Genomic DNA, 13,217 nt, shown 5'->3' on the forward strand with positions numbered 1-13,217 from the left:
TCTTCTCAGATCAACCAGACATATCCCGCGAGTCGCCCTGTGGTGCGATCGCGGCGGTACGAGTAGTGGTCGCGGGACTCCAGGGTGCACACCCCGGCGTCCTCGACGTCCCGGACGCCGAGGCGTTCCAACTGGGCACGCACTCCGGCGGCCACGTCCACGGCCGGGGTGCCCCAGCTCGTCTCGGCGTACGCGGCCGGTTCGACCGCGGCCACCTCGGCGCGCATCGCCTCGGGCACCTCGTAGCAGCGTCCGCAGACCGCGGGTCCGGTGCGGGCGGTGATGCGGGCGGGGTCGGCGCCGAGTCCGGTCATCGCCTTCACCGCGGCGGGCACGACTCCGGCCACCATGCCCGGCCGCCCGGCGTGGGCGGCCGCCGCGACCCCGGCGACGGGGTCGGCGAGCAGGACCGGGACGCAGTCGGCGGTGAGGACGGCGAGGGCGAGGCCGCGGGTGGCGGTCACGATCGCGTCGACGGCGGGAACCGCGTCGGCGGACCCCCGGTTCCAGGGGCCGTCGACGACGGCCACGTCGGCGCCGTGCACCTGGTTCATCCAGACGACCCGCGCCGGGTCGAGCCCGAGTTCCCCGGCCGCCCGCGTCCGGTTGGTCCGCACGGCCGCCGGGTCGTCGCCCACCGCGCCGCCGAGGTTGAGCTCCTCGTACGGAACGGCGCTCACTCCGCCCCACCGGTCGGTGAAGGCGAAGTGCGCGCCGCTCGTCTCGAAACGCTGCCCTATCAAGGTGTCACTTCAGGAAGTCCGGGACATCCAGCTCTTCGGCCTGGGTGTCCGGGTACGGGCGGGCCGGCGGGACCACCGGCGGCGCGACGGGCGGCAGCGAGCTCTCGCCGACCGCCGGCGCGGGCTCGGCCGGAGCCGCCGGCTCCTCACGCGGGGTCACCGTGCCGAGTCCGCCGAGCGGGCGGGCGGGCTCACTGGCGCGGGGCGCCGGGGCGGGCTCCTCGCGCTTGGCGGAGACCGAGCCGATGATGTTGTCGCGACGGGCCGGCGGCTGGCCGCCGTCGAAGCCGGCGGCGATGACGGTGACCCGGACCTCGTCGCCGAGGGCGTCGTCGATGACGGCGCCGAAGATGATGTTCGCCTCGGGGTGGGCGGCCTCGCTCACCAGCTGGGCGGCCTCGTTGATCTCGAACAGGCCGAGGTCGCTGCCGCCGGAGATGGACAGCAGGACGCCCCGGGCGCCGTCGATGGAGGCCTCGAGGAGCGGCGAGGAGATCGCCATCTCGGCGGCGGCCACGGCGCGGTCGTCGCCGCGGGCGGAGCCGATGCCCATGAGGGCCGAACCGGCCTCGGACATGACCGACTTGACGTCGGCGAAGTCGAGGTTGATGAGACCCGGGGTGGTGATGAGGTCGGTGATGCCCTGGACACCACTGAGGAGCACCTGGTCGGCCGACTTGAAGGCGTCGAGCACGGAGACCTGGCGGTCCGAGATCGAGAGCAGCCGGTCGTTCGGGATGACGATGAGGGTGTCGACCTCTTCGCGGAGCTCGGCGATGCCGTCCTCCGCCTGGTTGGCGCGGCGGCGGCCCTCGAAGGTGAACGGGCGGGTGACCACGCCGATGGTGAGGGCGCCGAGCGAGCGCGCGATGTTGGCGACGACGGGCGCGCCGCCGGTGCCGGTGCCGCCGCCCTCGCCGGCGGTCACGAAGACCATGTCGGCCCCCTTGAGGACCTCCTCGATCTCCTCGCGGTGGTCCTCTGCCGCCTTGCGGCCGACGGCCGGGTTGGCCCCGGCCCCGAGGCCGCGGGTGAGTTCACGGCCGACGTCGAGCTTGACGTCGGCGTCGCTCATCAACAGCGCCTGCGCGTCGGTGTTGATGGCGATGAACTCGACGCCCTTGAGACCGACCTCGATCATTCGGTTGATGGCATTGACACCACCGCCGCCGACACCGATGACCTTGATGACTGCGAGGTAGTTCTGCGGTGCTGCCACGTCGAAGGCCTCTCGCCTCGAGTTACGTGTCGCCGCTCCGCGGTGGTTAGGCGCGTTGCTGACGACGGATGCCGATTGGGACGGTCCATGACGCCGACCCAAACCCTAACGTTCAAGTTTAGGGTTACCAGTGTCTCTGTTCGCTGGACTCTTCCGAACAGGACACTAAGTCGACAAGCGGCGCGCGTTCAACGAACACGCCGAACCTCCCGTTTTTCTTTTCACCCTATGTGATCACCCGTAGCGCTGGCCAACCAGGGTGCTGGCCAGCGCAGATGGGCGTCAACTTCCCGACGACGCGGGTGCCGTGGGGGCACTTACATCGAAGTGCCCCGCTTTGGGAGTCGCTTTCATCAGCGCGGTGAGAACGCGGGCCTTTGCGGCTCCGTCCTCGCCGCTGCCCCAGAAGACGCTGCGGCCCTTGCCGAGTTCCAGAGTGATGGAGTCGAACGACGTGATCCGGACGACACGGACGTCCTGGGCGATTTTCTCCGGGAGTTCGCCCGTCACGCCTACCGCGGCCGTCAGCAGCCGTTCGGTGCCGAAGCGGCGCAGGCTCGGGGAGGCGGCGGCGTCGAGGACGAGCCGGGGAACGCCGCGGGGCGGGATGGCCACGGTGGCGAACCGCACGCCCCCCGCGTCCACTTCATCGTATTTCCTGCCGTTCTGAAGGATCAGGACGGGACGGCGTTCCGTCACTTTCAGACCGATTCCGTGCGGCCAGGACCGGACGACGTCCACGCTGTCGATACGGGGAAGTTCCTCGCGCAACCGGGCCTCGATGGCCCCCGTGTCGACCGAGACGAGCGGCGCGCCGAGCGGTACGGCGGCGACCCGCTCGACCTCGTCGCGGGTGAGCACCTTCGTGCCGGTGGTGCTCACCTTCTCGACCCGGAACCAGTCGGAGCCGTACAGCGCCCAGACGGCGAAGGCCGTCAGCAGGACGGCGCCGGTGACGCCCAGGAGAACCCGCGGGCCGGGCATCCGGAACTTCCGGGTGCCCGGCCGCGACGGCTGCCGCGGCGCCGCCTTGGACCTGCTCGTTCCACGCTTCTCGGCGGTCGTCGGTCCGGCTGCCACGGTGGTGTCTCCTGCCTGTTGCCTCTGCTCGGCGCGGCGCGCGCTACGCCTGTCGGCGGGCGGCGATCGCCTCGTACACCATGCCGACGAGCAGGTCGTCGGCATCCCGGCGGCCGAACTCGGCGGCGGAGCGGGACATCTCGTACAGGCGGTGCGGATCGGCCAGTACGGGCAGGACGTTGGCCTGCACCCACTGCGGCGACAGCTCCGCGTCGTCGACGAGGAGTCCACCGCCGGCCTTGACCACCGGCTGGGCGTTGAGCCGCTGTTCGCCGTTGCCGATGGGCAGCGGGACGTAGGCGGCCGGCAGTCCGACGGCGGAGAGCTCGGCGACGGTCATCGCGCCCGCCCGGCAGAGCATCATGTCGGCGGCGGCGTACGCGAGATCCATCCGGTCCACGTACGGTACCGGCACGTACGGCGGCATTCCGGGCATGTTGTCGACACGCGGCAGTTCGTTCTTCGGGCCGACCGCGTGCAGGATCTGGATGCCGGAGCGCTGGAGCACCGGGGCGATCTGCTGGACGACCTCGTTGAGCCGGCGTGCGCCCTGCGAGCCGCCGGAGACCAGCAGCGTCGGCAGGTTGGGGTCGAGGCCGAACGCGGCGCGCGCCTCGGGGCGTACGCGGGCGCGGTCGAGGGTCGCGATGGAGTGCCGCAGCGGGATGCCGATGTAACGGGCGTTCCGCAGCTTGGAGTCCGGGGTGGCGACGGCGACGCCGGCCGCGTACCGCGAGCCGATCTTGTTGGCCAGACCGGGCCGCGCGTTGGCCTCGTGGACCACGATCGGCACGCCGAGCCGCTTGGCGGCCAGGTAGCCGGGCAGGGCCACGTAGCCGCCGAAGCCGACCACGCAGTCGGCCTTGGTGCGCTCCAGGACCTGCTCGGCGGCCTTGATGGTGCCGCGCAGCCGTCCGGGGACGGTGATCAGCTCGGGAGTGGGTTTACGGGGCAGCGGCACGGCAGGGATGAGCGCCAGCTCGTAGCCGCGCTCGGGTACCAGCCGGGTCTCCAGGCCCCGCTCCGTGCCCAGCGCCGTGATCCCCACGGAGGGGTCCTGCCTGCGCAGGGCGTCCGCGAGGGCGAGCGCGGGCTCGATGTGACCGGCGGTACCTCCGCCGGCGAGTACGACATGCACCGAAATTCACCGCTCTCCGGACGGACGCTTCTTGACGCGCCGTCGCATCGACTTCCATCTCCCCCCGGCCCGCTTGCCCCATCCGGGGCGGCGCAGGGCCAGGGCCGCTTTCGCGGCGGGTTCCTGTCGCGCGAAGGCGATCAGGAGCCCGACGGCGAACATGGTCGGCAGCAGGGCCGACCCTCCGTAGGAGAACAGCGGGAGCGGGACTCCGGCGATCGGCAGCAAGCCGAGCACCGCACCGATGTTGACCACGGCCTGGGCCGTGATCCAGGTGGTCACGCCTCCCGCGGCATACCTCACGAAGGGGTCCTCCGTGCGTCCGGCCACGCGGATACCCGCATAGCCTAGAGCCGCGAACAGGGCCAGCACCGACAGCGTCCCCGCCAGGCCCAGTTCCTCCCCGGTGACGGCGAAGATGAAGTCGGTGTGCGCTTCGGGGAGTTGGCCCCATTTTTCCACACTTGCCCCGAGTCCGGAACCGAACCATCCGCCGGAGGCCAGGGCGTAGATCCCGTGGGCGGCCTGCCAGCACGGGTCTCCCGCGCCGCCCGGGTCGCTGGCGCCGAGGCAGCCGAAGCGCTCCAGGCGGTGCGGGCTGGTCTTGATGAGCAGCGCGCCGATCACGCCGGCGACGGCGAGCACGCCGACGAACAGCCGGGTGGGCGCGCCCGCGGTCCACAGCAGGCCGAACAGGATCGCGGTGAGGATGATCGCCGTGCCCATGTCACCGCCCAGCATGATCAGGCCGAGCAGCAGGAACGCTCCGGGCACCAGCGGGACCAGCATGTGCTTCCACTGGGTCAGCAGCTTCATGTCCTGTTTGCGGGCCAGCAGGTCGGCGCCCCACAGGATCAGCGCCAGCTTGCCGAACTCGCTGGGCTGGAGCATGAACGGTCCGCCCAGCGAGATCCAGTTCTGGTTGCCGCCGACCGAGACTCCTATCCCGGGGATCTGGACGAGCACCATCAGGAAGATCGCGCCGACCAGGATCGGGTAGGCGAGCGCCCGGTGCAGCTTCACGGGCATCCGGGAGGCCAGGAAGAGCAGGCCCGCGCCGAGCAGGGCCGCGAAGAACTGCTTGCGGAAGAAGTAGGACGGCACCAGGTCGTAGCGGAGCGCCGTGATCATCGACGCGGAGTAGACCATCACCAGGCCGAGCCCGGTGATGAGCAGTCCGGCGCCGACGATCACGTAGTACGCGGTGAGCGGCCGGTCCCAGGCCCGGCGGCCCCGCTCGTACAGTCCCCGCACCCCGCCCGCACGGCGCTTCCGCGGCGCCGCGGGGGCCCGGCCGGCGCCGCGTGCGGCGGCCGGCCGGCGTGTCCCGGCGGTTCTGCTCGGCATGGTCGCTGTCCCCTCCAGTCGTGTCCGGCGCGGCCGGACCCCTCTGCTGGTCAGGTCAGGCGTCGCCGGTGGCGGCGAGGGCGCGGACGGCGTCCGCGAAGGCCTCGCCCCGCTTGTTGTAGTTGGCGAACATGTCCATCGACGCGCAGGCCGGGGCAAGGAGGACCGTGTCCCCCGGCCGGGCGAGCGCGGCCGCCTCGCGGACCGCCGCGGACATCGCCCCAGTGTCGGTCCGGTCGAGGTCCACCACCGGGACCTCCGGGGCGTGTCGCGCCAGGGCTTCGGCGATCAGCGCCCGGTCCTGGCCGATCAGGACGACGCCGCGCAGCCGCTTCGCGGAGCCCTGCACGAGCTCGTCGAAGGTCGCTCCCTTGGCGAGGCCGCCGGCGATCCAGACGATCGGGTCGTAGGCCGCCAACGAGGCTTCCGCGGCGTGGGTGTTGGTGGCCTTGGAGTCGTCGACGTAGGTGACGCCCTGGATCTCCTCGACCAGTTCGATGCGGTGCGGGTCCGGCCGGAAGGCCCGCAGTCCCTCCCGTACGGCCTTCGGCTCGACGCCGAAGGCGCGCGCGAGCGCGGCCGCGGCCAGCGCGTTGGCGACGTTGTGCGGGGCCGGCGGCTGGACGTCGGAGACCTGGGCCAGCTCCTGGGCGTTCTTCTGCCGGTCGGCGACGAAGGCCCGGTCGACGAGCAGGTCGTCGACCACGCCGAGCTGGGAGGGTCCCGGCGTGCCGAGGGTGAAGCCGATGGCCCGGCAGCCCTCCTCGACGTCGGCCTCGCGGACCAGGTCCTCGGTCGCCTTGTCGGCCGCGTTGTAGACGCAGGCGATCCGGTTGCCCTCGTAGATCCGGCCCTTGTCGGCCGCGTACGCGTCCATGGAGCCGTGCCAGTCGAGGTGGTCGGGCGCCAGGTTGAGCACGGCGGCCGAGTGAGCGCGCAGCGAGGGCGCCCAGTGCAGCTGGTAGCTGGACAGCTCGACGGCGAGCACGTCGTACTCCTCGTCGCCGAGCACGGCGTCGAGGAGCGAGACGCCGATGTTGCCGACGGCCGCGGTCCGCAGGCCGGCCGCCTCCAGGATGGAGGCGAGCATCCGCACGGTCGTGGTCTTGCCGTTGGTGCCGGTGACCGCGAGCCACGGGGCCGCGTCCGGGCCGCGCAGCCGCCAGGCCAGCTCGACGTCGCCCCAGATCTCCACCCCGGCCGCCTCGGCGGCCAGGAAGAGCGGCTTGTCGGGCTTCCAGCCCGGCGCGGTGACGATCAGCTCGGTGCCGGGCGGCAGGGTCGCCCCGTCGCCGAGGCGGACGGTGATTCCCACCGCCTCGAGCTCGGCGGCCTGCGCCCGGGAGCGCTCGTCGTCGCCGTCGTTGACGACCGTGACGACCGCGCCCAGGCCGTGCAGGACGCGGGCGGCGGGGATGCCGCTCACGCCGAGCCCGGCGACGGTGACGCGCTTGCCCTGCCAGTCCAGCTGCTCGCTCACTTTTCGGATGCCCATCCCGCGTAGAAGAGGCCCAGGCCCACGATCACGTAGATGCCCTGGATGATCCAGAAGCGGACGACGACCAGGACCTCGGACCACCCCTTGAGTTCGAAGTGGTGCTGGAGGGGCGCCATCCGGAAGACGCGCTTTCCGGTCAGCTTGAAGGAGCCGACCTGGATGACCACGGACATCGTGATCATGACGAAGAGGCCGCCGAGGATGGCGAGCAGCAGCTCGGTGCGGGAGCAGATGGCCAGACCCGCGAGCGCGCCGCCGAGGGCGAGCGAGCCGGTGTCGCCCATGAAGATCTTGGCGGGCGAGGTGTTCCACCACAGGAAGCCGAAGCAGGCGCCCATCAGCGCGGAGGCGACGACCGCGAGGTCGAGCGGGTCGCGCACCTCGAAGCAGGCGTTCGGGTTGGTCAGGGTCATGGCGTTGGCGCACGACTCCTGGAACTGCCAGAGCCCGATGAACGTGTACGCGCCGAAGACCATCACCGAGGCGCCGGTGGCCAGGCCGTCCAGACCGTCCGTCAGGTTCACGCCGTTGGACATGGCCAGGATCATGAAGAGCGCCCAGACCACGAACAGCACGGGTCCGATGGACCAGCCGAAGTCGGTGATGAAGGAGAGCTTCTCGGAGGCCGGGGTGTTGCCGCGCAGGTCCGCGAACTGCAGCGAGAGCACGGCGAAGGCGATGCCGACGATCAGCTGGCCGGCCATCTTCGCCTTGGCCCGCAGGCCCAGCGAACGCTGCTTGACGATCTTGATGTAGTCGTCGAGGAAGCCGACCAGACCCATGCCGGCCATCAGGAACAGCACCAGGACGCCCGAGTACGTCGGGTCCTCGCCGGTGATGACCTTGGCCAGGGCGTACGCGATGAGCGTGGCCAGGATGAAGGAGATGCCGCCCATGGTGGGCGTGCCCTTCTTCCCGAGGTGGCCGCGCGGGCCGTCGTCGCGGATGAACTGGCCGTATCCCTTGCGGGCGAGCAGCTTGATGAGCAGCGGGGTGCCGATCAGGGTCAGGAAGAGCCCGATGGCCCCCGCGAAGAGGATCTGCCTCATCGGCCGGCCGCCTCACCCTCGGCGGCGTTCTCGAGCAGTGCCAGGGCGACCCGCTCCAGACCCACCGACCTGGAAGCCTTCACCAGGACGATGTCCCCCGGGCGCAGCTCACTGCGCAACAGGTCGACCGCCGCCTGCGCGTCGGACACGTGCACCGACTCCTCACCCCACGAACCCTCGTTATAGGCGCCCAGTTGCAGCCAGGACGCTTCCCTGTCCCCGACCGCGACGAGCTTGCTGACGTTGAGCCGGACGGCGAGCCGTCCGACCGCGTCGTGCTCGGCGAGCGACTCGTCTCCGAGCTCGGCCATCTTGCCGAGCACCGCCCACGTACGGGAACCCCGGTCCTGAGCGGACCGGCCCATGGCCGCGAGCGCGCGCAGCGCGGCTCGCATGGACTCGGGGTTCGCGTTGTAGGCGTCGTTGACGATCGTCACGCCGTCCGGACGCTCGGTGACCTCCATGCGCCAGCGCGACAGGGTGCCCGCCTCGGAGAGCGCGGTGGCGATCTCCTCGACGGGCATGCCCAGCTCATGGGCGACGGCGGCCGCGGCGAGCGCGTTCGACACGTGGTGCTCACCGTACAGGCGCAAGGTCACGTCGCTGCACCCGGTGGGTGTGTGAAGCCTGAAAGAGGGCTGTCCGGTTTCTGTGAGCCGGACGTTCTCGGCCCGTACGGCCGCTTCGTCCGCCTCTCCGAACAGGGTGACGCGTGCCGTGGTGCGGCTCGCCATGGCGCGCACGAGCGGGTCGTCGGCGTTGAGGACCGCGATGCCGCCCTCCTCGGCGGCCGGCAGGGCCTCGACGAGCTCGCCCTTGGCCTGGGCGATCTGCTCGCGTCCGCCGAACTCGCCGACGTGCGCGGTGCCGACGTTGAGGACGAGTCCGATGCGCGGCGGGGTGAGGCCGGTGAGGTAGCGGATGTGGCCGATTCCGCGCGCCCCCATCTCCAGGACGAGGTGGCGGGTTTCGGCCGTCGCCGTGAGCGCGGTCAGCGGCAGGCCGATCTCGTTGTTGAGCGATCCCGGCGTCCACACGGTGGGCGCGTGCCGCTGCAGGACCTGGGCGATCAGGTCCTTGGTGGAGGTCTTGCCGGCCGAGCCGGTGAGCGCGACGACATCGGTCCCGAGGCGGCCGACGACCGCGCGGGCGAGGGCCCCGAGCGCCGTCTGGACGTCCTCGACGACGATCGCGGGCACGCCGACGGGGCGGGCGGCCAGCACGGCCGCCGCACCCGCCTCGACGGCGCGCGTCGCGTAGTCGTGGCCGTCGACGTTCTCGCCGGTGAAGGCGGCGAACAGGCTGCCGGGCTTCACCTCACGGGAGTCGATGACGACCGGACCGGTGATCCGGACGGCCGGATCCGGTATGTCGTGCGGCCGCCCGCCGACGATTTCGGCGATCTCGGCGAGGGAGAGGGCGATCACTGCTTCATCCCTGACTGTTCTGGTGACGGGGTGCGTCCTGCTGGGTCAGCCGGCTGAGAATGGCCTCGCGCAGGACCTGGCGGTCGTCGAAGGGGCGGACCACGCCGGCGGCTTCCTGGCCCTGCTCGTGGCCCTTGCCCGCGACCAGGACGGTGTCGCCCGGCTCCGCGCGGGCCACGGCGGCGGCGATGGCGGCGGCCCGGTCGGCGTCGACCAGGACCTCGCCGCGCTGGTACGCCGGCACCTCGGAGGCGCCGGCCAGCATCGCGGTGAGGATGGCGAGCGGGTCCTCGGAGCGCGGGTTGTCCGACGTGAGGACGGCGGTGTCGGCGAGCCGGGCCGCGGCGGCGCCCATCGGGCCGCGCTTGGTGGTGTCGCGGTCGCCGCCGCAGCCGATGACCACGTGCAGCTTCCCGCGGGTCACCTCGCGCAGCGAGCGCAGCACCGATTCGACGGCGTCCGTCTTGTGCGCGTAGTCGACGACCGCGAGGAACGGCTGGCCGGCGTCGACCTTCTCCAGGCGGCCCGGGACGCCGGGGACGGCGGCCACGCCGTCGGCCGCGGTCTGCGGGTCGACGCCCGCCGTGGCGAGGGTGACGATCGCGGCCAGGGTGTTGGCCACGTTGAACGGGCCGGGCAGCGGCGCGGTGGCGGCGATCCGGACGCCGTCGGGACCGACCACCGTGAAGGTGGAGTCGGCGGCCCCGGTGACCACGTCCTCGGCGCGCCAGTCGGCGTTCGGGTCGCCGCCGGCGGAGAAGGTGACGACCGGGACGGCGGCCTCCTTCGCGAGCCGACGGCCGTACTCGTCGTCGAGGTTCACCACGCCGCGCCGGCTGCGCTCGGGCGTGAACAGCCGCGCCTTGGCCTGGAAGTAGTCCTCCATGTCGGAGTGGAACTCCATGTGCTCCGGGCTCAGGTTGTTGAAGACGGCGACGTCGAAGACGCAGCCGTCGACCCGGCCGAGCACCAGGGCGTGACTGGAGACCTCCATGGCGACCGCCTCGACGCCGCGTTCGCGCATGACCGCGAACAGGGCCTGGAGGTCGGTGGCTTCGGGGGTGGTCCGCTCGGACTTGATGCGCTCGTCGCCGATGCGCATCTCGACGGTGCCGACGAGGCCGGTGGCCCGGCCCGCGCCGCGCAGGCCGCCCTCGACGAGGTAGGCCGTGGTGGTCTTGCCGGAGGTGCCGGTGATGCCGATCTGGAGCAGGTCCGCTCCCGGCCGTCCGTAGATCTCGGCGGCGAGCTCGCCCATCCGGCCGCGCGGGTCCTCGACGACCAGGACCGGCAGGCCGGTCGCGGCGGCGCGTTCGGCGCCCGCCGGGTCGGTGAGGACGGCGGCGGCGCCGAGGCCGGCGGCCTGGGCGACGAAGTCGGCTCCGTGGGCGCGGGCGCCCGGCAGGGCCGCGTACACGTCGCCGGGGCGCACCGCCCGCGAGTCGTGGGTGATGCCCGAGACCGCGACGCCGTGACCGGCGCCGGGGAGCTCGGTGCCCAGCCGGCCGGCGAGCTCGCCCAGGGGTGTCGGGCGGAGCCGCTCCGGGCGGGGCGGGGTGGTTCGGGACTGATCAGCGTGTGGCACGGCGGTGAGCGTACCGGGCGCACCCTGCGCAGGGCTAAATCGGGCCGCGGCGTCGCCGGAGTTCGATTTCCGGTTCCCGGAGGGCGGGGTGATCGTTGTCACTGGTGCTCCCGAAGTGTCACGGGTGTTCACGTTCGTCGGGCGTTCGCGTTCGTGGGTGGTCACGTGCGGGGGGGGTGTTCGTCCGTGGGTGTTCGCGCGCGGGGGCTTCCAGCGCGCGCCGGGTGCGTCCGTACGCCTAGGGGGCGAAGAACACGGGAAGGCGGGCGGGCTCCTTGCCGGTCGGCGGGACGCGGAGGGTCTTGAGGGCGAACTCCATCACCTTCTTGTAGATGGGTCCGCAGATCTGGCCGCCGAAATAGCTGCCCTTGGTGGGGTTCTGGATGGCGCAGTAGACGGTGACGCGGGGCTGGTCGGCGGGGGCGAAGCCGGCGAAGGAGGCGGTGTAGCCCTTGTAGCGGCCGAGTTCGGGGTCGACGCGGTTGGCGGTGCCGGTCTTTCCGGCGACGCGGTAGCCGGGGATGGCGGCCTTGGTGCCGGTGCCCTCCTCGTCGTCGACGACGGACTCCAGCATCTCCGCGAGGGTCCTGGCGGTCTTCTCGCTCACGACGCGGGACTCCTCGGGCGCCGGCGCGGGGGTGAAGCGGCCGTCGGGGCCCTTGGTGCCGCGCACCAGGGTCGGCTCGATCCGGACGCCGCCGTTGGCGATGGTCGAGTAGACCGACGCCGCCTGCATGGCGTTGACGGACAGGCCCTGGCCGAACGGGATCGTGTACTGCTGCGAGGTCGACCAGTCCTGGGGCTTGGCGAGGATGCCGGGCGTCTCACCCGGGTAGCCCAGGCCGGTGGGGCTGCCGACGCCGAACCTGCGCAGGTAGTCGTACAGCACCTTGTTGGCCTCGGGCTGGGTCTTCCCGAGCCTGCCGGTGGCGAGGATGGTGCCGATGTTGCTGGACTTGGCGAGGACGCCGTTGAGGGTCAGCTCCCAGGTCTTGTGGTCGACGTCGTCGCTGAACAGCCGGTCGCCGCGGTGGAGTCGGTTGGGCACGGTGACGTGGGTGTCGGGGGTGGCAGCGCCCTCCTCCAGGACGGCGGCCATGGAGATGACCTTGGCGGTCGAGCCGGGCTCGTAGGCGTCCTGGAGGGCGGCGTTGCCCATGGCGGTGGCGTTGGCCTGGGAGAGGTCGTTGGGGTCGAAGCCCGGGGCGTTGGCCATGGCCAGGACCTCGCCGGTGCGGGTGTCCTGCACGATGACGTAGCCGCGGTCGGCCTTGGACTTCGCCACCTGCTCGGTGACGGCCTGCTGGGCGGCCCACTGGATGTCCCGGTCGATGGTGAGCTCGATGTCGGAGCCGGGGACGGCCGGAGTGCCCTGGGAGCCCGCGGTGGGCACCCGGCGCCCGCCGGACTGGGCGAAGCGGATCTTGCCGTCCTTGCCGGCGAGTTCCTTGTCGAGCAGGGCCTCCATGCCGCCGGCGCCGCGGCCCTCGGCGTTGACGTAGCCCAGTATTCCGGCGGCGAGCTCGCGGTTCGGGTACACGCGCTTGGTGCTGGGTTCGCCGAGGACGCCGCCGAGCAGGTTGACCCCGTTGCCGCCGTTGGCGGGCCTGGCCTTCTGCTCGTAGACCTTCTTCAGGTCCTTGATCTGGTTCCAGACCTGCGGCGTCTGCTTGCGGGCGAGCAGGGTGTAGCGGGACTTGGGCGTGCGCAGCTTCTTGGCGAGCTCGGCGGGCTCCTTGCCGAGGAGCGGGGCGAGCAGCGCCGCCGCCTGCTCCGGGGCGTCCCCGAGCTTCGCCTCCTCCGGGGTGAAGAGCTTCGGGTCGGCGGTGATGTCGTACGCGTCGACGCTGGCGGCCAGCGCGACCCCGTTGCGGTCGGTGATCTCACCCCGGTCGGCGGAGAGCGTGTACTCCTGGTAGCGGTGCTTCTCGGCCTTCGCGGCGTACGCGCTCGCGTCGACGGCCTGGACCTGGAGCAGCCGGACCACGAAGGCCAGCATGACGAGGGTCAGGCCGAGGGAGACCAGGCGCAGCCGGGGCTTGGGCCTGCCGAGGCGGATCGTGCGCGGCCTGGCCGCGGGCCGGGCGGCCGGGCGCCGGGGCTGCCCGTTCCTCGCGGCCGGCCTCGGCGC

Annotated in this window: 10 protein-coding genes; all 10 read right to left on the reverse strand. The window is 72.0% G+C overall.

The window, feature by feature from the left end; all coding sequences use genetic code 11:
• Positions 1-5: 5 nt before the first annotated feature.
• Entirely contained in the window at positions 6-743 is a 738-nt protein-coding gene (gene pgeF, locus ESG85_RS23060) for a peptidoglycan editing factor PgeF (protein WP_128982258.1), read from the reverse strand.
• Positions 744-747: 4 nt separating this feature from the next.
• Complete coding sequence (ftsZ, locus tag ESG85_RS23065; protein ID WP_128982260.1) at positions 748-1,962, reverse strand: cell division protein FtsZ; 1,215 nt, start codon at positions 1,960-1,962, stop codon at positions 748-750.
• A 282-nt stretch (positions 1,963-2,244) separates the two neighbouring features.
• Positions 2,245-3,042 carry a cell division protein FtsQ/DivIB gene (locus ESG85_RS23070; RefSeq protein ID WP_246095228.1) on the reverse strand — a complete coding sequence of 266 codons (798 nt, stop codon included), beginning with the start codon at positions 3,040-3,042 and terminating at the stop codon, positions 2,245-2,247.
• A 43-nt stretch (positions 3,043-3,085) separates the two neighbouring features.
• Complete coding sequence (gene murG, locus ESG85_RS23075; protein WP_128982264.1) at positions 3,086-4,180, reverse strand: undecaprenyldiphospho-muramoylpentapeptide beta-N-acetylglucosaminyltransferase; 1,095 nt, start codon at positions 4,178-4,180, stop codon at positions 3,086-3,088.
• A 6-nt stretch (positions 4,181-4,186) separates the two neighbouring features.
• Complete coding sequence (ftsW, locus tag ESG85_RS23080; protein ID WP_128982266.1) at positions 4,187-5,527, reverse strand: putative lipid II flippase FtsW; 1,341 nt, start codon at positions 5,525-5,527, stop codon at positions 4,187-4,189.
• Between the two features lie 55 nt (positions 5,528-5,582).
• Positions 5,583-7,022, reverse strand: coding sequence for a UDP-N-acetylmuramoyl-L-alanine--D-glutamate ligase (murD, locus tag ESG85_RS23085; protein ID WP_128982268.1), 1,440 nt, complete (start codon positions 7,020-7,022; stop codon positions 5,583-5,585).
• A complete protein-coding gene (mraY, locus tag ESG85_RS23090) occupies positions 7,004-8,074 on the reverse strand; it encodes a phospho-N-acetylmuramoyl-pentapeptide-transferase (RefSeq protein WP_128982270.1) in 1,071 nt (356 codons plus the stop codon). The genes murD and mraY overlap by 19 nt, the downstream gene beginning before the upstream one ends.
• A complete protein-coding gene (locus ESG85_RS23095; RefSeq protein ID WP_128982272.1) occupies positions 8,071-9,501 on the reverse strand; it encodes a UDP-N-acetylmuramoyl-tripeptide--D-alanyl-D-alanine ligase in 1,431 nt (476 codons plus the stop codon). Before ESG85_RS23095 ends, mraY begins: the two co-directional genes overlap by 4 nt.
• 4 nt (positions 9,502-9,505) lie before the next feature.
• Entirely contained in the window at positions 9,506-11,188 is a 1,683-nt protein-coding gene (locus ESG85_RS23100) for a UDP-N-acetylmuramoyl-L-alanyl-D-glutamate--2,6-diaminopimelate ligase (RefSeq protein ID WP_128982274.1), read from the reverse strand.
• Positions 11,189-11,324: 136 nt separating this feature from the next.
• A partial coding sequence (locus ESG85_RS23105; RefSeq protein WP_164986301.1) for a peptidoglycan D,D-transpeptidase FtsI family protein occupies positions 11,325-13,217 on the reverse strand: 1,893 nt, incomplete at its 5' end.

It is taken from the genome of Streptomyces roseicoloratus, assembly GCF_004117935.1.
GTDB lineage: Bacteria > Actinomycetota > Actinomycetes > Streptomycetales > Streptomycetaceae > Streptomyces > Streptomyces roseicoloratus.